Annotated in this window: 19 protein-coding genes; 14 read left to right on the top strand and 5 right to left on the bottom strand. The window is 67.7% G+C overall.

Annotated features, from left to right (window positions below; genetic code table 11):
* Window positions 1-11: 11 nt before the first annotated feature.
* Window positions 12-773 (top strand): GntR family transcriptional regulator, encoded by a 762-nt coding sequence (locus tag ACAM42_RS09605; protein WP_062479384.1) that lies wholly within the window; start codon window positions 12-14, stop codon window positions 771-773.
* Window positions 774-997: 224 nt separating this feature from the next.
* Window positions 998-2,488: a nucleobase:cation symporter-2 family protein gene (locus tag ACAM42_RS09600; protein WP_095946737.1), complete on the top strand. Its 1,491-nt coding sequence runs from the start codon at window positions 998-1,000 to the stop codon at window positions 2,486-2,488.
* Between the two features lie 17 nt (window positions 2,489-2,505).
* Here the strand turns inward: ACAM42_RS09600 and ACAM42_RS09595 are convergent, their stop codons facing one another.
* Window positions 2,506-3,363 carry an aldo/keto reductase gene (locus ACAM42_RS09595; protein WP_369631855.1) on the bottom strand — a complete coding sequence of 286 codons (858 nt, stop codon included), beginning with the start codon at window positions 3,361-3,363 and terminating at the stop codon, window positions 2,506-2,508.
* Window positions 3,364-3,636: 273 nt separating this feature from the next.
* Here ACAM42_RS09595 and ACAM42_RS09590 point away from each other — a divergent pair, with 273 nt between their 5' ends.
* The 9 genes from ACAM42_RS09590 to ACAM42_RS09550 all read left to right on the top strand — a co-directional run bounded on the left by ACAM42_RS09590 (window position 3,637) and on the right by ACAM42_RS09550 (window position 14,072).
* Window positions 3,637-4,728 (top strand): tartrate dehydrogenase, encoded by a 1,092-nt coding sequence (locus ACAM42_RS09590; protein ID WP_369631854.1) that lies wholly within the window; start codon window positions 3,637-3,639, stop codon window positions 4,726-4,728.
* A gap of 197 nt (window positions 4,729-4,925) precedes the next feature.
* Window positions 4,926-5,876 carry an ABC transporter permease gene (locus tag ACAM42_RS09585; RefSeq protein WP_095946736.1) on the top strand — a complete coding sequence of 317 codons (951 nt, stop codon included), beginning with the start codon at window positions 4,926-4,928 and terminating at the stop codon, window positions 5,874-5,876.
* Complete coding sequence (locus tag ACAM42_RS09580; RefSeq protein WP_159274476.1) at window positions 5,873-6,757, top strand: ABC transporter permease; 885 nt, start codon at window positions 5,873-5,875, stop codon at window positions 6,755-6,757. The genes ACAM42_RS09585 and ACAM42_RS09580 overlap by 4 nt, the downstream gene beginning before the upstream one ends.
* 6 nt (window positions 6,758-6,763) lie before the next feature.
* Window positions 6,764-7,756, top strand: coding sequence for an ABC transporter ATP-binding protein (locus ACAM42_RS09575; RefSeq protein WP_369631853.1), 993 nt, complete (start codon window positions 6,764-6,766; stop codon window positions 7,754-7,756).
* A gap of 8 nt (window positions 7,757-7,764) precedes the next feature.
* Complete coding sequence (locus tag ACAM42_RS09570; RefSeq protein ID WP_369631852.1) at window positions 7,765-8,580, top strand: ATP-binding cassette domain-containing protein; 816 nt, start codon at window positions 7,765-7,767, stop codon at window positions 8,578-8,580.
* Window positions 8,581-8,632: 52 nt separating this feature from the next.
* Complete coding sequence (locus ACAM42_RS09565) at window positions 8,633-10,126, top strand: ABC transporter substrate-binding protein (RefSeq protein WP_062479362.1); 1,494 nt, start codon at window positions 8,633-8,635, stop codon at window positions 10,124-10,126.
* 7 nt (window positions 10,127-10,133) lie between these two features.
* A complete protein-coding gene (locus tag ACAM42_RS09560) occupies window positions 10,134-11,534 on the top strand; it encodes an amidase (protein WP_369631851.1) in 1,401 nt (466 codons plus the stop codon).
* Window positions 11,535-11,722: 188 nt separating this feature from the next.
* Window positions 11,723-13,171, top strand: a complete 1,449-nt coding sequence (locus ACAM42_RS09555) for an aldehyde dehydrogenase family protein (RefSeq protein WP_369631850.1) — start codon at window positions 11,723-11,725, stop codon at window positions 13,169-13,171.
* Between the two features lie 4 nt (window positions 13,172-13,175).
* Entirely contained in the window at window positions 13,176-14,072 is an 897-nt protein-coding gene (locus ACAM42_RS09550) for an NAD(P)-dependent oxidoreductase (RefSeq protein ID WP_369631849.1), read from the top strand.
* 182 nt (window positions 14,073-14,254) lie between these two features.
* Here the strand turns inward: ACAM42_RS09550 and pyrF are convergent, their stop codons facing one another.
* From pyrF to ACAM42_RS09535, 3 genes are read right to left on the bottom strand one after another with little or no spacing between them, the layout of a single operon-like run.
* Entirely contained in the window at window positions 14,255-14,965 is a 711-nt protein-coding gene (gene pyrF, locus ACAM42_RS09545) for an orotidine-5'-phosphate decarboxylase (protein ID WP_369631848.1), read from the bottom strand.
* A gap of 41 nt (window positions 14,966-15,006) precedes the next feature.
* Window positions 15,007-15,333 carry an EthD family reductase gene (locus ACAM42_RS09540; RefSeq protein ID WP_369631847.1) on the bottom strand — a complete coding sequence of 109 codons (327 nt, stop codon included), beginning with the start codon at window positions 15,331-15,333 and terminating at the stop codon, window positions 15,007-15,009.
* Window positions 15,334-15,370: 37 nt separating this feature from the next.
* Complete coding sequence (locus ACAM42_RS09535; protein ID WP_369631846.1) at window positions 15,371-15,913, bottom strand: carboxymuconolactone decarboxylase family protein; 543 nt, start codon at window positions 15,911-15,913, stop codon at window positions 15,371-15,373.
* 115 nt (window positions 15,914-16,028) lie between these two features.
* Between ACAM42_RS09535 and ACAM42_RS09530 the strand changes: the two genes are divergently transcribed.
* From ACAM42_RS09530 to ACAM42_RS09520, 3 genes are all read left to right on the top strand, one after another.
* Window positions 16,029-16,295: a helix-turn-helix domain-containing protein gene (locus tag ACAM42_RS09530; RefSeq protein WP_206167852.1), complete on the top strand. Its 267-nt coding sequence runs from the start codon at window positions 16,029-16,031 to the stop codon at window positions 16,293-16,295.
* A 140-nt stretch (window positions 16,296-16,435) separates the two neighbouring features.
* The gene (locus ACAM42_RS09525) at window positions 16,436-16,882 is read left to right on the top strand and encodes a hypothetical protein (protein WP_369631845.1); all 447 of its coding nucleotides are present in this window, start codon (window positions 16,436-16,438) and stop codon (window positions 16,880-16,882) included.
* 144 nt (window positions 16,883-17,026) lie between these two features.
* A complete protein-coding gene (locus ACAM42_RS09520) occupies window positions 17,027-19,156 on the top strand; it encodes a tripartite tricarboxylate transporter substrate-binding protein (protein WP_369631844.1) in 2,130 nt (709 codons plus the stop codon).
* A 27-nt stretch (window positions 19,157-19,183) separates the two neighbouring features.
* Here the strand turns inward: ACAM42_RS09520 and ACAM42_RS09515 are convergent, their stop codons facing one another.
* On the bottom strand, window positions 19,184-19,579 hold the full coding sequence (locus ACAM42_RS09515; RefSeq protein WP_369631843.1) for a hypothetical protein: 396 nt from the start codon (window positions 19,577-19,579) through the stop codon (window positions 19,184-19,186).
* Window positions 19,580-19,991 lie beyond the last annotated feature (412 nt).

The following is a 19,991-nucleotide window of genomic DNA, read 5'->3' as shown; positions in this document are numbered from 1 at the left end:
ACAATCGACGGATGCCCCGCGCCAGTTCCAAAACCTCCGTCCCTTCCGCCGCCCCCGTTGCCGCACCGGCCGAGAACGGCACGGCGCCGGCCGACAAGAACAGTTCCATCGAGAGCATCGCCAACGACATCGCCACCGCGATCGTCGAGAAGCGCCTGCCGCCCGGCACCTGGCTGCGCGAAGAGGCGCTGGGCCGCGTCTACTCGGTGAGCCGCACCAAGGTGCGCGCGGCGCTGCTGATGCTGTCGAAGGACAAGCTCATCGAGATGATTCCCGACAAGGGCGCCTTCGTCTGCCAGCCCACGGTGGACGAGGCGCGCGAGGTGTTCGCGGTGCGCCGCATCCTCGAGCGCGAGGTGGTGCGCCTGTTCATCGCCAACGCCCGACCACGCGACTACCAGACGCTCGAGCAGCACATCAAGTTCGAACGCACCGCGCTGCGCCAGAGCACCACCATGGGCACGGTGCGCGAGAAATTGCTGGGCGACTTCCATGTGGCGCTGGCCGAAGCCACCGGCAACCACACGCTGGCCGAGATGGTGCGCGAACTCGTGGCGCGCAGCTCGCTGATCGCGATGCTCTACCACTCCTCGAACGACCCGCACTGCTCGTCCGACGAGCATTCCGACTTCCTGCGCCTGTGCCGCAAGGGCGACGTGGAAGCGGCCGTGACCTGCATGATCGAGCACCTCGAACGCATCGAGGCCAGCCTCGAACTGGGCACCGAGAAGCCTGATCGCCAGCTCGACCTGGTCAAGGCGCTGCTGGCCTGAGCCCGCGTCGCTGACGCGCGCCCCACTCCCAATACCTGAGAGCCGGCCAGAAGGCCGGATGCCTTGGCGCGCGCCTCCCACAGCGCTTCTTCGCCGGATTCGGGTTTACCTGAATCCGGATTGCCGCATAAATTGTATACAGTTTCGCGTACACAACTGGTGTGCGCGACGGCTCTGCGACGCGCATCACTGCTCCGTTCCCCTCGCCGCGCCAGGAGACAACGATGACGGCAGATTCCCTTTCCAGCAATGTCCATCCCGTGGACCAGCGCCTGCCTTCGGGCAAGCTCGCGGCCCTCGGCCTGCAGCACGTGCTCGTGATGTATGCGGGCGCCGTCGCGGTGCCGCTCATCGTGGGCCGCGCGCTCAAACTCTCGCCCGACGAGGTCGCGCTGCTGATCTCGGCCGACCTGTTCTGCTGCGGCATCGCCACGCTGATCCAGGCGCTGGGTGCCACGCAGTGGTTCGGCATCAAGCTGCCCGTGATGATGGGCGTGACCTTCGCCTCGGTGGCGCCCATGGTCGCCATCGCCAACGCCAACCCCGGGCAGAACGGGGCGCAGCTGCTGTTCGGCGCCATCATCGGCGCGGGGGTCATATCGATACTGATCGCGCCGCTGGTGAGCCGCATGCTGCGGTTCTTCCCGCCGGTGGTGACGGGCACGATCATCGCGGTCATCGGCATCAGCCTGATGCGCGTGGGCATCAACTGGATCTTCGGCAACCCCGTGGGCCCGACGGCGCCCGCGCTGGTCGACCCGGTGTACGCCAAGTGGCTGGCCGAGGTCACCTCGCCGGGCAGCTCGATCCCCGCGGTGCCCAAGGGCTTCGCGATCATGCCCACCGTGCCCAACCCCAAGTACGCCGACCTGTCGGGCTTCGGCGTGGCCGCGCTGGTGCTGGTGTCGATCCTCCTGATCGTGAAGTACGCCAAGGGCTTCATCGCCAACATCTCGGTGCTGCTGGGCATCGTGATCGGCGCGGTGGTGGCCTCGCTCACCGGCCTCATGACCTACGAAAAAGTCGGCAAGGCCGCCTGGGTCGACGTCGTGCTGCCCTTCCACTTCGGCATGCCGCTGTTCGACCCGATCCTGATCCTCACGATGACGCTCATCATGATCGTCGTGATGATCGAATCGACCGGCATGTTCCTCGCGCTGGGCGAAATGACGGACCGCAAGATCAGCCAGCAGGACCTGGCCAAGGGCCTGCGCACCGACGGCCTGGGCACGCTCATCGGCGGCATCTTCAACACCTTCCCGTACACCAGCTTCTCGCAGAACGTGGGCCTGGTGGCCGTCACCGGCATCAAGAGCCGCTATGTCTGCGTGGCCGGCGGCGTGATCCTGATCGTGCTGGGCTTGCTGCCGAAGATGGCCGCGCTGGTCGAGTCGCTGCCCACCGTGGTGCTCGGCGGCGCGGGCCTCGTGATGTTCGGCATGGTGGCCGCCACCGGCATCCGCATCCTGTCGGGCGTGGACTTCAAGACCAACCGCCACAACGCCATGATCGTCGCCGTGTCGATCGGCGTCGGCATGATTCCGCTCATCGCCCCCAACTTCAAGCAGTGGATGCCGCACTCGATCCACTCGCTGATCGAGTCGGGCATCCTGCTGGCGTCGATCACGGCCGTGCTGCTGAACCTGTTCCTCAACGGTGCAAAGCACGACGAAGAGGCGGTGATCGCGGCGGCCAAGCACGCCGACGCGCACTGAGCCGAACCGTGCGCTGACTAGATCATCGCCAACGGCGTCTTGCGCTTCGGCACCGGATAGATCCGGTCCAGCGCCGCCAGGGTCGTCGCATCGAGCTGCAGCTCGGCGGCGGCCCTGTTTTCTTTCAGGTGCGCGCTGCGCACCGCCTTCGGAATCGCCGCCACGCCCGGGCGCGCGATGACCGCGGCCAGCGCCAGTTGCGCGGCGCTCACGCCGAGCTCGGCCGCCAGCCGGCCCAGTGCCTCGTCGCCCGCCAGCGCGCCCTGGTCGATCGGGCTGTAGGCCATCAGCGGCATGCCACGTTCGCGCTGCCAGGGCAGCAGGTCGAACTCGGGGCCGCGCTCGCCGAGCGACAGGTACACCTGGTTGGCCGCGCAGGCCGGGCCCTGGCCGATGACCTGCGCCAGCTCCTGCATGTCGTCGGTGTCGAAGTTGCTCACGCCCCAATGACCGATGCGGCCGGCCGCCACCAGTTCGTGCATCGCCTCGACCGTGTGCGCCAGCGGGTGGTTGCCGCGCCAGTGCAGCAGGTACAGGTCGATGCGCTCCAGCCCCAGCCGCGCCAGGCTGCGCTCGCAGGCCTGGCCCGTGCCGCGGCGGCTGGCGTTGTGCGGGTAGACCTTGCTGACGATGAAGAGGTCTTCGCGCTGCACATCGCCCGCGCGCAGCGCCTCGGCCACGGCCTGGCCGACCACGGTCTCGGCGCCGCCCTCGCCGTACATCTCGGCCGTGTCGATCAGGCGGTAGCCCAGGCCGATGGCCTCGCGCACCGCGGCCACCTCGGCCGCGCGACGGGTGGCGTCCTCGCCCATGCGCCAGGTGCCGAGACCGAGAACCGGCATCTCGCCGCCGGTGGGGAGTGGAAGTGTTCGCATGGGCACGATGGTACGCAGGCCCTTTGGGCGGGTGCCCGGGTGCGGGTTTTCCGCCCCCGGTGCCTTCTAATTTTTCGAAGCTCAAGTCAGTTCGATGACCATCAATTGCTTATCTTCCGCCGTGTTCTGGCGTTTTGGCCTTCGCTTTTTGTCAATGCCTGGTGGGTGCCAACCCCCATCGCGCGCGCCCCACCCGCTCCTAGAATTTTTTGACGGCCCGGTGTCACAAGCGTCGGCGCTCTTATCGAAACGGTTCAGGAACAGGTTGAGTCAATGCAGCAGAAGCAAAAGCACAGGATTGCCGTCATTCCCGGAGACGGCATCGGCGTCGAAGTCATGCCCGAGGGCCTTCGCGTGCTCGACGCGGTCAGTCGGCGCTTCGGCATCGATTTCGCGTACGACCATTTCGACTGGGGTTCCGACCACTACGTGCGCACCGGCCTGATGATGCCGGCCGACTGGGCCGACAAGATCCAGGGCCACGACGCCATCTACTTCGGCGCCGTGGGCGATCCCGCCAAGGTGCCCGACCACATCGCCGTGTGGGGCCTGCTCATCAAGATCCGCCGCGACTTCGACCAGTACGTCAACCTGCGCCCCGTGCGTCTGATGCCTGGCGTGCCGGGCCCGCTGGCGCACCGCAAGCCCGGCGACATCGACTTTCTCGTCGTGCGCGAGAACACCGAAGGTGAATACACCTCGGTCGGCGGTCGCCTGTTCGAAGGCACGCCGCGCGAGATGGCGATCCAGGAAGCCGTGTTCACCCGCGTGGGTGTCGACCGCATCATCGACTACGCCTTCCAGCTCGCCAACCGCCGCAAGCGCAAGAACCTGGTGGCCGCCACCAAGTCGAACGGCATCTCGATCACCATGCCCTACTGGGACGAGCGCCTGGCCGAGATCGCCACGCGCTACCCCGACGTGGCCACCAGCAAGTACCACATCGACATCCTGTGCGCGCACTTCGTGCAGCACCCCGACTGGTTCGACGTGGTCGTGGCCTCCAACCTGTTCGGCGACATCCTCTCCGACCTGGGCCCGGCCTGCACCGGCACCATCGGCATCGCGCCCAGCGCCAACCTGAACCCGGAGCGCAAGTTCCCCTCGCTGTTCGAACCCGTGCACGGCTCGGCCCCTGACATCGCAGGCAAGGGCATCGCCAACCCCATCGGCCAGATCTGGTCGGCCGCGCTCATGCTCGACCACCTGGGCGACAACGACCCCGTGTACGCACAGGCCTCGGCGGCCGTGCTCTCGGCGATCGAGACCGTGCTCAGCGAAGGCCCGCGCACGCGCGACATGGGCGGCACCGCCACCACGGTGGACGTGGGCCGCGCGATTGCCGAGTGCATCGCTTCGGCATGACACCTCCCGACCCTCTTTTTCGCAGGAAGCGAAACGCGCTGCGCACACCCGCAGCGTGCCCCCGTGCTCAGGGCACTGGGTGCTTCCCGCAGCGAAATCAAGGAGGAGGCCGCAGGCCGGGGGACATTCGCGGAGGGAAGTACCCGGTGGCCTGGGCACACGCCCTGAACAGCGACAAACAACGGAGCCACTGAACCATGGGCCTGTTCCTGCTCAAGCGCACCTTGACGCTCATCGGCACGCTGATCGGCGCGTCCGTCATCGTGTTCCTGGTGCTCGAAATTCTCCCCGGCAATGCCGCGCAGATGCTCATGGGCCCCGACGCCTCGCCCGACGCCGTCGCCGCCCTGGCCACCAAGCTCGGCCTCGATCAGCCCGCGTGGACCCGCTACTGGCACTGGATCGGCGGCATGCTCACCGGCAACCTCGGTGACAGCTATGCCTACAGCTCGCCCGTCATCGACCTGATCCTGGAGCGCCTGGCGCTCACCGTGCCGCTGGCCGTGATGGCCATGGCCCTGACCGTCGTCATCGCCCTGCTCGTGGGCGTGACGGCCGCGGCGCGCCACAACAAGCTCGGCGACGTCGGCCTCATGGGCATGGCCCAGGTCGGCATCGCCATTCCCAACTTCTGGTTCGCGATCCTGCTGATCCTCGTGTTCTCGGTGCAACTGCAGTGGTTCTCCGCGGGCGGCTTCGAGGGCTGGGGTGAAGGCATCTTCGCGGGGCTCAAGTCCCTGCTGCTGCCCGCGCTATCGCTCGCGGTGGTGCAGGCCGCGATCCTCGCTCGCATCACGCGCTCGGCGGTGCTCGAGGTGATGCGCGAAGACTTCGTTCGCACCGCGCGCGCCAAGGGCGTGTCGCAGCGCATGGTGCTGTGGACCCACGTGCTGCGCAACGCGATGATCCCCGTCATCACCGTCATGGGCATGCAGTTCTCCGAGCTGCTGGCCGGCACCATCGTGGTGGAGAACGTGTTCTACCTGCCCGGCCTGGGCCGCCTGATCTTCCAGGCCATCAGCAACCGCGACCTGATCGTGGTGCGCAACTGCGTGATGCTGCTCGCGGCCATGGTCGTCATCGTGAACTTCGTGGTCGATGTGCTGTATGCCGTCATCGACCCGCGCATCAAGGCGAGCGACATATGAGCGCCATCCTCTCCCCTTCCGTGCCCGCATCCGCTGCGCCCCTCGCACCCGGCTTCTGGCGCCGCGCGGTCAAGCACCGCAGCTTCGTCATCGGCGGCGTGTTCGCGCTGCTGCTGTTGCTGGCGGCTCTGATCTCCTTCGTCTGGACGCCCTGGTCGCCCTACGCGATGGACATGGCGAACAAGATGCAGGGCCCCTCGGCCACGCACTGGCTCGGCACCGATGCCTTCGGGCGCGACGTGGCCTCGCTGCTGCTGGTGGGTGCACGCGCCTCCATCCTCGTGGGCGTGATCGCCGTGGGCATCGGCCTCGTCGTCGGCACCGCGCTGGGCCTGCTCGCTGCAGCAAGACGCGGCTGGGTCGAAGAAGCGGTGATGCGCCTGTCGGACTTCACACTCGCCTTCCCCGCCATCCTCTCGGCCATCATGATGACCGCCGTGTTCGGCGCCGGCATCGTCAACGCCATCATCGCGATCGGCATCTACAACATCCCGACCTTCGCGCGCATCACGCGCGCTTCGGCCAACGCGATCTGGTCACGCGAGTACGTCGCCGCCGCACGCGCCTGCGGCAAGGGCAGCTTCGCGATCACGATGCAGCACGTGCTGCCGAACATCTCGGCCGTGCTCATCGTGCAGATCACCATCCGCTTCGCCATCGCGATCCTGGCCGAAGCTGCGCTGTCGTACCTCGGCCTCGGCACGCAACCGCCACAGCCTTCATGGGGCCGCATGCTCAGCGAAGCCCAGACCCTCATGTTCCAGCAACCCCTGCTGGCCGTCTTCCCCGGCATGGCCATCGCCTTCGCGGTGCTCGGCCTCAACCTGCTGGGCGACGGCCTGCGCGACCTGCTCGATCCGCGCCTGGCGCGCGCAAGGTAGACCGCCATGCCCCTCCTCGAAGTCAACGACCTCCACATCGGCCTGCAGACGCAACGCGGCCCGGCCGAAGCCGTGCGCGGCATTTCCTTCTCGCTGGAGCGCGGCGAAACGCTGGGCATCGTCGGCGAATCGGGCTGCGGCAAGTCGATCACCGTGATGTCCCTCATGGGCCTGCTGCCCTCCACCGCCAAGGTCACGGGCAGCATCAAGCTCGACGGCCAGGAACTCGTCGGCCTGCCCGAAAAGCAGCTGTGCCAGCTGCGCGGCAACCGCATCGGCATGATCTTCCAGGAGCCGATGACGGCCCTGAACCCCGTGCACACCATCGCGCGCCAGGTCGGCGAGCCGCTGATGCTGCACCGCGGCCTCACCAAGGCGCAGGCGCGCAAGGAAGCGCTCGACCTGCTCGACCGCGTCGGCATTCCCGATGCCGCCTCGCGCCTCGACGCCTACCCGCACCAGTTCTCGGGCGGGCAACGCCAGCGCATCGGCATCGCGATGGCGCTGGCCTGCGGGCCCGACCTGCTGATCGCCGACGAGCCCACCACCGCGCTCGACGTGACGATCCAGAAGCAGGTGCTCGACCTGATCCAGGGCCTGGTCAAGGAGATGGGCATGGCGCTGATCCTCATCTCGCACGACCTCGGCGTGATCGCCAGCAGCGTGCAGCGCATGCTCGTGATGTACGGCGGCAGCGCCGTGGAAAGCGGCCCGACCGAGACGGTCTTTGCCGACCGCGCCCACCCCTACACGCGCGGCCTGTTCGCCGCACGCCCCGCGCTCGGCGCCGTGCGCGCGGGCCGGCTGCCCACCATCCGCGGCAGCGTGCCCGAGCTGGTCGACATTCCGCGCGGCTGCGGCTTCGCGGGCCGCTGCGACTTCACGACCGACGCCTGCCACACCACGAAACCGCCGGTGGCGCGCCAACCCAACGGCCATGCGGTGAGCTGCCTGCACCTCGACGCCGTCGCCGCGCACGCCACGCTGGCCGCCGCATGAGCACCCCGATGACTTCGACGTCTTCCTCTTCGACCCCGCTGCTGCAGGTGACCGACCTCGTGCGGCACTACGCATTGCCGCGCGAAAAACTCTTCGGCCCGCCGCCCACCGTGAAGGCCCTCAACGGCGTGAGCTTCGAGGTGCAGGCCGGCAAGAGCGTGGGCATCGTCGGTGAGTCGGGTTCAGGCAAGTCGACCATCGCGCGCCTCGTGATGGCGCTGGACACGCCCACCTCGGGCAGCGTCGCCCTCGAAGGCCGCAACCTGCACGCGCTCTCGAAGGCCGAGCTGCGCACCGCGCGGCGCGCCTTCCAGATGGTCTTTCAAGACCCGTACGGTTCGCTCGACCCGCGCCAGACCGTCGCACGCATCGTCGCCGAGCCGCTCGAAGCCCTGGCCGAAACGCGCCGCGCCGAGCAACGCGAGCGCGCCGCCGAAGCGCTCGCGGCCGTCGGCCTGCGCACCACCGACCTCGACAAGTACCCGCACGAGTTCTCCGGCGGCCAGCGCCAGCGCATCGCGATTGCACGCGCGCTCATCACGCGCCCCAAGCTCATCGTGGCCGACGAGCCCGTGAGCGCGCTCGATGTCTCGGTGCAGGCCCAGGTGCTCAACCTCATGCAGGACCTGCAGCAGCAGTTCGGCATCAGCTACCTGCTCATCAGCCACGACCTCGCGGTGGTCAACCACCTGTGCGACGAAGTGTGCGTGGTGTTCAAGGGCCAGATCGTGGAACGCGGCCAGCCCGCCGAACTTTTTGCCCACGCGCAACACCCATACACACGCACCTTGCTGTCGGCCGTGCTGCACACGCCGTCGCGGTAGGCCCGAACGGGTCGAACCGGCAGCCTCTTTTTTCTTCCAGGAGAACCCCCGAATGTTGAAGCGACGCACCCTCATGGGCACCGCCATCGCCGCCGCGATCCCCGGCGCCTTTCCGCTGTTCGCGCAGGCCCAGACCGGCAAGAACATGCTGACCATCGGCATGCCGCTGGAACCGCCGGGCCTGGACCCGACCACCGCCGCCGCCTCGGCCATCGCCGAGATCGCGCACTACAACATCTTCGAGACGCTGACCAAGATCAACGCCGACGGCAGCGTGACGCCGCTGCTGGCCGAGAGCTGGACCGTGTCGCCCGACCTGAAGACCCACACCTTCAAGCTGCGCAAGGGCGTGAAGTTCGAGAACGGCGAGGCCTTCGACGCCGCCGCCGTCAAGTTCAGCTTCGAGCGCGCGGCCGGCGAGAAGAGCACCAACAAGGACAAGCGCTTCTTCAGCGAGATCAGCCTGAAGACGCCCGACGCCGACACGGTGGTCATCACCACCGCGCAGCCCAACCCCGACCTGCTCTTCATGCTCGGCCAGGCCACCGCCTGCATCGTCGAGCCCAAGAGCGCCGACACCAACGCAACCAAGCCCGTGGGCACCGGTCCCTACAAGCTCGACAGCTGGCAGCGCGGCTCGGCCTGTTCGCTGGTGAAGTCGCCGACGTACCGCAACCCGGCGCTGGCCAAGGTCAACAAGTTCGTCTTCAAGTTCATGTCCGACTCGGCGGCGCAGACCGCGGCGCTGATGGCCGGCGACATCGACATCTTCCCGCGCGCCGGCACGCGCAGCGTGGGCCAGTTCCGCGCCAACCCGCGCTTCCGTGTGCTCGAAGTGGGCACGCGCAGCAAGGTGATCCTGGCCATCAACAACAAGCGCAAGCCGCTGGACGACGTGCGCGTGCGCCGCGCCATCCTGGCCGCGGTGGACCGCAACGTGGTGATCCAGGGCGCGGCCGACGGTTTCGGCAAGGCCATCGGCAGCCACTACCCGATCGGCGCGCCGGGCTATGTCGACACCACCGGCATCAACCCCTTCGACATCGCCAAGGCGAAGAAGCTGCTGGCCGACGCGGGCGTGAAGACGCCGCTGGAGCTGCGCATGACGCTGCCGCCGCCTTCGTACGCGCGCCAGGGCGGCGAGGTGATCGCGGCCCAGCTCGCGGCCATCGGCATCAACGTGAAGATCCAGAACGTCGAGTGGGCCCAGTGGCTCAGCGGCACCTTCGGCGGCGGGCACGATTTCGACCTGAGCATCGTCGCCCACGTCGAACCCTTCGACCTCGTGAAGTACACCGAGCCCGACTACTACTGGGGCTACGACTCGAAGAAGTTCCGCGACCTCTACGCCTCGGTGCAGAGCGAGCCCGACGAGAAGAAGCGCAACGCGCTGCTCGGCGAGGCGCAGAAGATGCTCGCCAACGATGCCGTCAACGGCTTCCTGTTCCAGGCCGTGTTCCCCACGGTCGCGCGCAAGGAAGTGAAGGGCCTGTGGCCGAACATGCCGATCGTGGCGAACGACCTGGCTGCGATCTCGTGGGGTTGATGCGGCCATGACGAAACCTCTTTACGCCCTGGGCGTGCAGGAACTGCACGCGGCCTACGCGAGCAAGGAACTCTCGCCGGTCGAGGTGACGCGCGCGGTCAACGAACGCATCGCGGCCTGCGAGCCGCAGCTGCGCGCCACCTGGCTGTTCCGCCCCGAAGCCGCGCTCGAACAGGCGCGCGCCTCCGAAGCCCGCTGGCGCGCCGGCACCCCACGCGGCGCGCTCGACGGCGTGCCCGTGACCATCAAGGAAAACCTCGCGACCGAGGGCGACCCGATGCCGCTGGGCACCGCCGCCTACGAGCTCGTGCCGGTGACGTACGACTCGCCGCCCGCCGCGCGCCTGAAGGCCGACGGCACGGTGATGGTCGCCAAGACCACGATGCCCGACCTGGGCATGCTGTCGTCGGGCCTGTCGAGCTTTCACGACCTCTCGCGCAACCCGTGGGACACCTCGCGCACGCCGGGCGGTTCCAGCGCGGGCGCCGGCGCCGCCGCCGCTGCCGGCTACGGCCCGCTGCACGTGGGCACCGACATCGGCGGCTCGCTGCGCCTGCCGGCGAGCTGGTGCGGCATCTTCACGCTCAAGCCCAGCTTCGGCCGCATTCCGCTGAGCTCGCCCTACATGGGCCGCTGCGCCGGCCCGATGACGCGCACCGTGGCCGATGCGGCGCTGATGATGGCCTCGGTCGCGCAGCCCGACGACCGCGACTACTCGGAACTGCCTCCGCCCGTGATCGACTGGAACGCATTCGAGGTCGATCCGTCGTTCCTCAAGGGCAAGCGCGTGGCGCTGCACATGGACGCGGGCTGCGGCCTGCCGCTCGATACGCAGATCGCACAGGCCGTGCGCGATGCCGCAAAGCGCATCGAGGCGGCCGGCGCGCACGTCGAGGAAATCCCGGCCTTCATGACGCCGCAGATGCTGCAGGGCATGGACCACTTCTGGCGCATGCGCTCGTGCCTGGACATGCAGGCCATGAGCGCCGAGCAGCGCGCGAAGATCCTGCCGTACATCCGCGAATGGGCCGAGAGCGCGGCCGGCTTCTCGGGTGCGCACGTCTTCGACGGCTACAGCCAGTTCGTCGCCACGCGCGCGGCCACGGTCGCCGCCACCAAGGCCTACGACTTCGTGATCTCGCCGGTGTCGCCCAACATGCCCGCGCCCGCGGACCATGCCTCGCCCACCAACGACCCGATGCGGCCGCTGGAACACATCGGCTTCACGGTGCCCTACAACATGTCGGAGCAGCCTGCGGCGTCGGTCAACTGCGGCTACTCGGCCGAAGGCCTGCCCATCGGCCTGCAGGTGGCCGGCCGCCGCTTCGACGACCTGGGCGTGCTGCAGTTCAGCCGCGCCTTCGAACAGATTCGCGACGCCCAGAAGCCCTGGCCAGAGAAGGTGTGAACGAACCCGCCATGCCCGCTCATCCCGCCCAGACACACCCCCTCTGCGTTGCAAATGCTCGCCATAGCCCAAGCTATGGCTGCGCTTTGCGCCTTGATGGGGCGCGCCTGGACGGGCTGCTCGGCCACGCCGGATTCATTCACACCTTCTGACCCGACCTGACCCGCCACACGGAGACACACCTTCCCATGAACGCCACCCACTACATCGACGGCCGCCGCGTGGCGTCCGAAGGCAATGCCACCATCGACGTGATCGACCCGAGCGACGGCCAGAAATTCGGCGAGATCGCACGCGGCACCGCCGCCGACATCGACGCCGCCGTGCGCGCCGCGCGCCAGGCCATGGGCGAGCATTTCGACGGCCCCTGGGGCGCCACCACCGCGCTCGAACGCGGTCGGCTGCTCGCCAAGCTCGGCGCCGCCGTGATGCAGCACCACGAAGAGCTGGCCCAGCTCGAGGCGCGCGACACCGGCAAGGCGCTGCGCGTGGCGCGCAACGACGCGACCGCGCTGGCGCGCTACTTCGAGTACTACGCCGGCGCCTGCGACAAGCTGCACGGCGACACCCTGCCCTACGAGCGCGGCTACACCGTGCTCACGGTGCGCATCCCGCACGGCGTGACGGGTCACATCATTCCCTGGAACTACCCGATGCAGATCGCGGGCCGCAGCGTGGGCGCCTCGCTCGCCGCGGGCAACGCCTGCGTGGTGAAGCCGGCGGAAGACGCGAGCCTGTCGCTGCTGCGCCTGGCCGAGATCGCGACCGAGGTGGGCTTGCCGGCCGGCGCGCTCAACGTGGTCACGGGCTACGGCAAGGAAGCCGGCGCCGCGCTGTGCGCGCACCCGGGCATCGACCACATCTCGTTCACCGGCTCGACCATGACCGGCCGCAGCGTGGGCCTGGCCGCGGCCGAGCGCCACTGCCCGGTGACGCTGGAGCTGGGCGGCAAGTCGCCGCAGATCGTGTTCGCCGACGCCGACCTCGACGCGGCCGAGCCCGTGCTGCTCAACGCCATCATCCAGAACGCCGGCCAGACCTGCTCGGCGGGCAGCCGCGTGCTGGTGGAACAGTCGATCTATGAAGAAGTCGTGCAGCGCCTGGCGAAGCGCTTCACGGCCGTGCGCGCGGGCACGCCCGCCGAAGACCTGGACATGGGCCCGCTCATCAACGAGAAGCAGTTCCGCCAGGTGCGCGACATGGTCGCGACCGCCGAGGCGAGCGGCATGAAGGTGGCGGCGCGTGGCACGGTGTCGCCGCAGGCCCCGTCCACCGGCTACTACCAGGAGGCCGTGCTGTTCCGCGACGTGCCGCATGACAGCGACCTGGCCCAGCGCGAGGTCTTCGGCCCGGTGCTGGCCGTGATGCCCTTCGCCGACGAGGCCGAGGCGGTGCGCCTGGCCAACGGCACCGACTTCGGCCTGGTGGCCGGCGTGTGGACGCGCGATGGCGGGCGCCAGCTGCGCATGGCGCACAAGCTGCATTGCGGCCAGGTGTTCGTGAACAATTACGGGGCGGCGGGTGGTGTAGAACTGCCTTTCGGCGGCGTGAAATCGAGCGGCTTCGGCCGCGAGAAGGGCTTCGAGGCCCTGCTCGGCTTCACGACCCTCAAGACCATCGCCATCAAGCACGGATGAATTCATGACCACCACTGAACAGCAACCACAAACCTCGCGCAAGGTCGGCCTCGTCGGCGTCGGCCTGATGGGCCACGGCATCGCCAGCAACATCGTCAAGCACGGCCACCAGCTCACCGTGCTGGAGCATGCGGGCAACCAGCCGATCGACGACCTGCTGAAGGCCGGCGCCACGTCGGTCAAAGACGTGGCCACGCTGGCCGCGCAGGTCGATGTGCTGATCCTGTGCGTCACCGGCACGCCGCAGGTCGAAGCCGTGATGCTGGGCGACAACGGCGCGCTGACCACGCTGCGCCCCGGCACCGTGGTGATCGACTGCTCCACCGCCGTGCCCGCCTCCACCGCCAAGGTGGCGCAGGCCGTGCTCGCCAAGGGTGGCCGCTTCCTCGACACGCCGATGACCCGCACCGCCAAGGAAGCCGCCGAAGGCCGCCTGAACCTGCTGGTGGGCGGCGACGCCGACGTGCTGGCCTCGTGCCTGCCGCTGCTGCGTTGTTTTGCCGAGAACGTCACGCACGTCGGCGATGTGGGCGCGGGCCATGCGATGAAGCTGCTGCACAACTTCGTGTCGCTGGGCACCGTGGCGCTGCTGTGCGAGGCCGCGGCCTGCGCGCAGCGCGCCGGCGTGAAGCCCGAGGTGTTCGTGGACGTGCTCGCCAAGGGCGGCGGCAACGGCGTGGCGCTGGAACGCCTCAAGCCCAAGCTGCTGACAGGCAGCACCGATTCGCTGAAGTTCTCGATGGCGAATGCGAAGAAGGACCTGGGGTATTACAACGACATGGCAGAGCAATCGTCTTCGAGCCATGGCATTGCGCAGGCTGTGGATGCTTTGCTGGCCCACGGGGTCGAGGTCTTCGGGCCGGATCGCATGGTCCTGGATCTGGTCGAAGCGCTGCGCTGACATTCTTCAGGGCGCGTGCGCAGGCCACCGGGTACTTCCCTGCGCGAATGTCCCCCGGGCTTCGCCCTCCTCCTTGATTTCGCTGCGGGAAGCACCCAGTGTCCTGCGCACGATGAGCGTGGCTGTGGTGCTGGCCGTTCGGGCGCTGCGGCGAAGTGCCAGTCCCAACCCGCCCGACCGCTTCAGTGTTGTTGGATGGCGGTAGCCAGTTCTGCGCGCACGGCGGCGAACACGGCCGCAGGATCTGGGGCACGCGATATGGGGCGGCCGATGACCACGTGCGTCGCGCCAGCCCCGATGGCCTGCGAGGGCGTCGCAGCCCGCGCGTGGTCATTCTTTTCATCGCCTGGGAGCTGCGTGCCTGGCGTCACGATCAGGGCATCGGGCGGCAGGATCTCGCGAAGCAGCCTCACCTCCAATGGCGACGCAACAACGCCATGGCAACCGGCCGCGGCGGCCAGACGGCCCAGCCGCGCGACCTGCTCTGGAACCGTCGAGGCGACGCCCACCTCTTCCAGGTCCTGGTCGCTCATGCTGGTGATGACCGTGAGCGCAAGCACCTTCAATTGAGGGAATTGGCTCGCGGCCTCGACGGCCGAGCGAAGCACGGCGGAACCGCCTGAGGCGTGCACCGTCACCATCGACGCACCCAGGTGTCCGGCTGCGGTGACCGCACCCGCCACCGAGCTGGGAATTTCCAGCAGCTTGAGATCCAGGAAAACGCTCTTCCCGGCATCAACGAGCTCGCGGACGACAGAAGGTCCTGCCGCTGTCAGCAGCTGCAGGCCGACCTTGTAGTGCGTGGTCGCTGCGCCCAGTTGCTTCACGAGGTCCGCCGCCAATGCGGCGGCAGGGAAGTCGAGCGACACGATGATGCGGCTGTCCGTACTCATTGGCTTGTCCTCCATGCCGACGCCCTGCGCTCGGAGGGAACTCAACCCTCCGAACGCTCCACGACCACCTCGCTGATCTGCACCACGGGTTGAATGTCCGTGTAGTTGGCGATGTCGCCCCGGATCTCCTCCTGGTGCTGGGCAGAGGCCGCCCGGTAAGCGTCGACGGAAGTGCAGACGAAGTCGCACTTGGCGATGTACGCAGGGTCGGTGCCCGCACCACGCCCCGAGATGCCCTTGTCCACCATGTAGTACAGGCACGCAGCGCCGAGCAGTCGTTTCATCATGGGCATGTGCCTCTCGCGGTAGTACGCGTGATCGAACCGCGCGCCTGCGGCGTAGGGGTACATGACACTGACCTTGATCATCGAGATTTCTCCTGGGGTTGCACGCTGGTTGATCGCCTCAAGCGGGGAATCGCGCGCCCGACGCTTCCAAGGGCAGGCGCAGCCCGTTCGTGAGGTAGCTGACGGTGCGATAGAAGCCGGCCAGCATCAGCAGCTCGATGATGGCTTCTTCGCTGAAGTACCTTCGCAACGCGTCCCACAGGCCATCGTCGATGTCGGCGTGCGCGTGCAAGGCGTCGCACAGGCGCAGAAGCACCTGGTCCTCGGCCGACCAGCAGGCGTCGTTCGCCGAAGCCGTGACACTCGCCTGAACCTGCTCTGGCGTCAGGCCGGCGAGCCTCGAGAAGACCGTGACGTGGATGCCCCATTCGTATTCGGACTTGCACAATGCCGTGGTGCGGTGAATCACGATCTCGCGCTGTCGGACGCTCAAGTGGCCTTTGTCCAGCAACCCGCCGGCAAAGAACTTCTGAAACAGACGCGGGTCGCGTGCCAAGGTCGTGAACAGTCGCAAGGGGGGCTGTCCCTTCATCACCCTGTCGAGTGACCTGGAAATGTCTTCACCGAATGGTGGCGTTGCTGGCTCGATGCGTGCGGGCATGCAGACTCCTGATTCAAGGGCCACGCCATCGTAGGTCCGCTGCTGTATAAAGTAAAGCATGACGACACCTCGCATCGGCCACCCAGTTCGCGGCTCCACCACCGGCCGCCCCCTCATGGTCGCGCTGGACCTGCTGGGCCGGCGCACGGCGCTGCGCGTGCTCTGGGAACTTCGGGAGGGCTCGCTGACCTTCAGGGCCCTGCAGGACGCGTGCGAGACGAACACCCGGTTGCTCAACACGCGGCTCACCGAACTGAGGGAAGTCGACCTGGTCGAACATGCCGAGGGTGGCTATCGACTGACGGACGAAGGGCGGCGGCTTTCGAAGGCGCTGAAGCCGTTGTCAGCCTGGGCGGACCAGTGGGGGCGCGGAAAGCGATGAGAAGCGGAGCATCCGCGGCGAATGGCTCCGCCTATGATCAGAAACGTTTTTGTGGAGGAGCCCGTGACCGGCATGTTCGCGCTGCCCAGCCTGTCTCGCAGGTCGTGCGGGACACATCGCGTCAGTGCCTTGGAAAACCTATGAGAAAAATCTTTCCTCTCTGCACCCTCGTGTTGCTGTCCGCCCTCTCGGGTCAGGCCCTCGCCGGTGCCAACACGGCGCGACTGAACTGCACCGGAAGTCACGCGGGGCAGGCACTCACCTTGGTGGGTGATGTGCCCGCCTCCATCGTGGAGGTCGATCTGAAGCTCTCCTATGGCGGGAAAACCATGCGCCTGGTTTCGCCCCAGGCGGAAACCTCCGAGTCCACCGATTTCCGCCATGGCGTCTTCAGGTTGGAAGCTGCGCTGTCCGGTTCGAACAAGCTCCAGCTTCAAGCCAAGCCCAAGAGCATCAAGTACAAAGGCAGCATGGGTGCCGGCAAACTCAACGCCAGCTTTGGCGCCATCCTCAAGAATGCGCCTGAGCCCTTTCAATCCGCGCTGAAAGGGGCTGAGCTCACTTGCATCTATGCATACGAAGTTTGAGCGAGGGCCCACAAATCGTTCAAGCAGGCAGACAGCCGCCGCGCGTTCAACCGCGAGCGCCTCGGCGAACCGCGATGCCTGCGATGGAATGGCCTCCATCTGCGGCCACGACCCGAGGCTGAACCCTTGTTTCTTGCTCGCCCGATGAAGCGGCTGCGTCTCTTTGCCGCCCTGCTGTGGCTCGGCATCGCCCTCGGTCCGGCCCGCGCAGCGCCACCGACCTACCAAGAGCTGTACGCCAACCCGGAACGCGCGTTGCCGATGCAGCCGACCTGGCAACTGCAGCCAGTGGATGCACAAGCGCCACCATGGGAAGACATCTTCACCTTCACCATCGGCATCGCCCCCAACCTGATCGAACGGGCGCGTTGGTTGAGCCTGAATCCGGGCAAGCACAGCGAGCGCGCCCCCGCATTGTTCGACGCCCTCGACGGGCGCGTGCTTTTCCTTTCGCCGGCGGCGCGCAGCTTCTGCGATGGCCGCTGGCAGGTCGTGCGGCAGGAATACATCTCCGTCAATCCCGCACTGCAGCCGCTGCACCGGGTGTGGCTGGTGGAGCGAAAGCCCGGCGGCGGGCTGCGGACCACCACGGCCAACGGGCGCATCGATGCGCAAGGCCAGTGGGCCGTTCCGCCCGTGAGCTGCGATGGCAAGGACACGATCTCCGCCGACTCCCCCGCGGCCCTCTCTTACCTGATGCCCGAAGGATCCAGGCCCGTGCCTTCCGAGCTGCAGGTGGACACGGTGTTCGCACAGCCTGGCTTGCGCGATGCACGGGGACAGTGGCGCCCCCCTGCCCCGCCGCGGGACATCACCACTGCACGGTGGATGGACTACAAGCGGCAGATGGTGACGCCTGGCTCCACCGGCTCGGGCCTGATCGACGCGCGCGGACGCATGGTGATTCCGTTCATCTTCGGCGAGCGGCCCGACGCCACAGCCCAGCGGCGCATCCAGCTGTGCACCGCCACCGGGCTGGATCTGCAGCGCAACGCCGGCACGCCGCAGGTGTGTCGCTGGCAACGACTGCATGGCAGCAGCAATGCCGGCGCCGCGCTGCGGCCGGTCAAGGACGCGGCCACCGGCCGATGGGGCTACCAGAACGCGCGGGGCCAATGGGCGATCGCGCCGCAGTTCGAATCCGCGCGCCGGTTCCGTCATGGCTACGCCGTCGTCTCGGGCGCGTTCCCCCAGGACTGGCGGCCGCCCGGGTGGCAGGACGAACGGCCGATCATCCGGCAGTTCCACCGCGTGGGCCGCCATTGGGTGGTCGACGCCCTGGTGCGCAACGCGTCCACGGGCGGCGCGTGGGAATTACGCTATGGCCTGATGAACGATGCAGGGCAATGGCTTGCCGCCGTGCCGCAGCCCGCGCTGCACGTCACCGTGCTGGTTCCGCCCGGTGGCCGCAGCGGCCACTATGCCGAGATGCTGGCCAGCCACTTGCCCACCCTGCTGGGACGCAGCGTGCAGGTCGATCACGTGCCGACAGCCACCGAGGCCGACTATCGCCGGCTGATGACGGAGGGCGGCAACGAGAAGGTCCTGCTCGCGGCACTGCGGCTGCCGCGCGGAGGCATCGAGGGCGTGCACCAGGCCGCGCCGATCGATGCGCTGATGCATTCCCTTCGCCCCGTCACGCTGCTGGCATCGGAGCCTCTGGTGCTGGCCATCGACAGCACGAAGGCCGACACGCTGGGCATCCGCAGCACGGACGACCTGCTGGCCTACGCACGGGCCCACCCGGGCAGCCTGCGCATCGGCACGGGCGACGACGGCTGGACGGGCCACCTCGCCTTCGGCCAGTTCCGCGCAGCGAGCGGCGTCGACGTGCAGCGCGTGGTCTTCAAGGGCATGTACCCCGACTCGGACGTCATCACCAAGGAACATGCGGTGGACCTGCTGTTCGCGCCCGTGAACGGCGTGGCGGTCGCCGTGCGGCGCGGCCAGTTGCGTGTGCTGGGCACCACCGCCGACCCGGCGCACCCGCAAAGCTTCGAGGGCGTGCCGTGGCCGACGCTGGGCTCGAGCGCGCCCTTGGCCGGCTACACGACCTACGATCACTTCAGCCTCTGGGCGCCCGCGAATTCGGAGGCCGCGTCCAATCGCACCCTGCAGGAAGCCGTGGCCCAGGTGCTTGCCACGCCCGAGGTGCGCAAGCAGCTGCAGGACCTTCGCGTGGTCGGCGGCGGCGGTTCGCCAGAGAGCCTGCTGGCGCTGGAAGACGAAGAGCGCGAACGCTGGATGCGTGCGCTTTCATCACCGGCGCGTTGAGGGCGTTGAGGGCGCTGTCCCGCACCATCACTCGAACCGTATCTCGGCCACGGTCGGCGCATTCGGCTCCCTGGTCCTGGCATTCGCAATGGCACCGTCTTTTTCGTTCCTGAACCAGTAGCGGCACCCGGTTCGAGAAATCATCGTCACGCACATCGAGCCGTCGGCGTTGAGAACCCATTTGCCCGACGCCTTGCCCGGTCCGCTCTGGTTGACAAAGTCGACGCGGCCATCCGAGTAGAACTGCCAGCGCGAGACCATGCCGGTCGACAGATTGCTCGAGACGATGGGTTTGCCGATCAAGGTGCTCTCGACCTCGGCTTTGCTCAGGAACACGCGGCCATGGATGGGTGCGGGCTCCTCGGAGATGGCCGGCACGACGGCGATGCACAGCAGCGCGCGGATGGCGTAACGGGTGAACATGACATGCCCCTCTGACGTCGCGCAGTCGGCATGCGTTCAGCCGAGCGCGTGCGTCCAAGCGCCTGGTTGGCCTGTCGGTAACGCCCGAGGGCGTTACATGGCATTAACTAAAAAGCGCTACTTTTCTGCGCGCCAGATCCAGCCGGCGTACGCGAACGAGGCCTGCTTCTTCCTGCGCGCCACGGCCACGCCGGGAGGCGGTGGCCCGAGGTCGAGACGAGGAAGGCGGCGTTCTTTTTCTGCGACAACACGGCTTGTGCTCCGAGGGCCCCTCGGCAAGGTGGCCGAAGGGCGTTGTGGGTGGCCTACGCAAACTCCGTGGCAACGGCGCCGGCGACGGCGGAAGAGCACTGTGAAGGCAACTGTGCAATGGCTTGTATGGCACTGTGTCGTGCGTACGGTGCCTGTAAAC

It is taken from the genome of Variovorax sp. V35 (genome assembly GCF_041154465.1).
Classification (GTDB): Bacteria; Pseudomonadota; Gammaproteobacteria; order Burkholderiales; family Burkholderiaceae_C; genus Variovorax; species Variovorax boronicumulans.
The sequence above is the reverse complement of the archived record's forward strand: the minus strand, read 5'-3'. Positions and strand labels throughout refer to the sequence as shown.

What these genes read in the sequence shown, in the direction of transcription:
- ACAM42_RS09605 (WP_062479384.1), top strand. Translation starts at nt 12, where the DNA reads ATGCCCCGCGCCAGTTCCAAAACCTCCGTCCCTTCCGCCGCCCCCGTT.
- ACAM42_RS09600 (WP_095946737.1), top strand. Translation starts at nt 998, where the DNA reads ATGACGGCAGATTCCCTTTCCAGCAATGTCCATCCCGTGGACCAGCGC.
- ACAM42_RS09595 (WP_369631855.1), bottom strand. Translation starts at nt 3,363, where the DNA reads ATGCGAACACTTCCACTCCCCACCGGCGGCGAGATGCCGGTTCTCGGT.
- ACAM42_RS09590 (WP_369631854.1), top strand. Translation starts at nt 3,637, where the DNA reads ATGCAGCAGAAGCAAAAGCACAGGATTGCCGTCATTCCCGGAGACGGC.
- ACAM42_RS09585 (WP_095946736.1), top strand. Translation starts at nt 4,926, where the DNA reads ATGGGCCTGTTCCTGCTCAAGCGCACCTTGACGCTCATCGGCACGCTG.
- ACAM42_RS09580 (WP_159274476.1), top strand. Translation starts at nt 5,873, where the DNA reads ATGAGCGCCATCCTCTCCCCTTCCGTGCCCGCATCCGCTGCGCCCCTC.
- ACAM42_RS09575 (WP_369631853.1), top strand. Translation starts at nt 6,764, where the DNA reads ATGCCCCTCCTCGAAGTCAACGACCTCCACATCGGCCTGCAGACGCAA.
- ACAM42_RS09570 (WP_369631852.1), top strand. Translation starts at nt 7,765, where the DNA reads ATGACTTCGACGTCTTCCTCTTCGACCCCGCTGCTGCAGGTGACCGAC.
- ACAM42_RS09565 (WP_062479362.1), top strand. Translation starts at nt 8,633, where the DNA reads ATGTTGAAGCGACGCACCCTCATGGGCACCGCCATCGCCGCCGCGATC.
- ACAM42_RS09560 (WP_369631851.1), top strand. Translation starts at nt 10,134, where the DNA reads ATGACGAAACCTCTTTACGCCCTGGGCGTGCAGGAACTGCACGCGGCC.
- ACAM42_RS09555 (WP_369631850.1), top strand. Translation starts at nt 11,723, where the DNA reads ATGAACGCCACCCACTACATCGACGGCCGCCGCGTGGCGTCCGAAGGC.
- ACAM42_RS09550 (WP_369631849.1), top strand. Translation starts at nt 13,176, where the DNA reads ATGACCACCACTGAACAGCAACCACAAACCTCGCGCAAGGTCGGCCTC.
- pyrF (WP_369631848.1), bottom strand. Translation starts at nt 14,965, where the DNA reads ATGAGTACGGACAGCCGCATCATCGTGTCGCTCGACTTCCCTGCCGCC.
- ACAM42_RS09540 (WP_369631847.1), bottom strand. Translation starts at nt 15,333, where the DNA reads ATGATCAAGGTCAGTGTCATGTACCCCTACGCCGCAGGCGCGCGGTTC.
- ACAM42_RS09535 (WP_369631846.1), bottom strand. Translation starts at nt 15,913, where the DNA reads ATGCCCGCACGCATCGAGCCAGCAACGCCACCATTCGGTGAAGACATT.
- ACAM42_RS09530 (WP_206167852.1), top strand. Translation starts at nt 16,029, where the DNA reads ATGGTCGCGCTGGACCTGCTGGGCCGGCGCACGGCGCTGCGCGTGCTC.
- ACAM42_RS09525 (WP_369631845.1), top strand. Translation starts at nt 16,436, where the DNA reads ATGAGAAAAATCTTTCCTCTCTGCACCCTCGTGTTGCTGTCCGCCCTC.
- ACAM42_RS09520 (WP_369631844.1), top strand. Translation starts at nt 17,027, where the DNA reads ATGAAGCGGCTGCGTCTCTTTGCCGCCCTGCTGTGGCTCGGCATCGCC.
- ACAM42_RS09515 (WP_369631843.1), bottom strand. Translation starts at nt 19,579, where the DNA reads ATGTTCACCCGTTACGCCATCCGCGCGCTGCTGTGCATCGCCGTCGTG.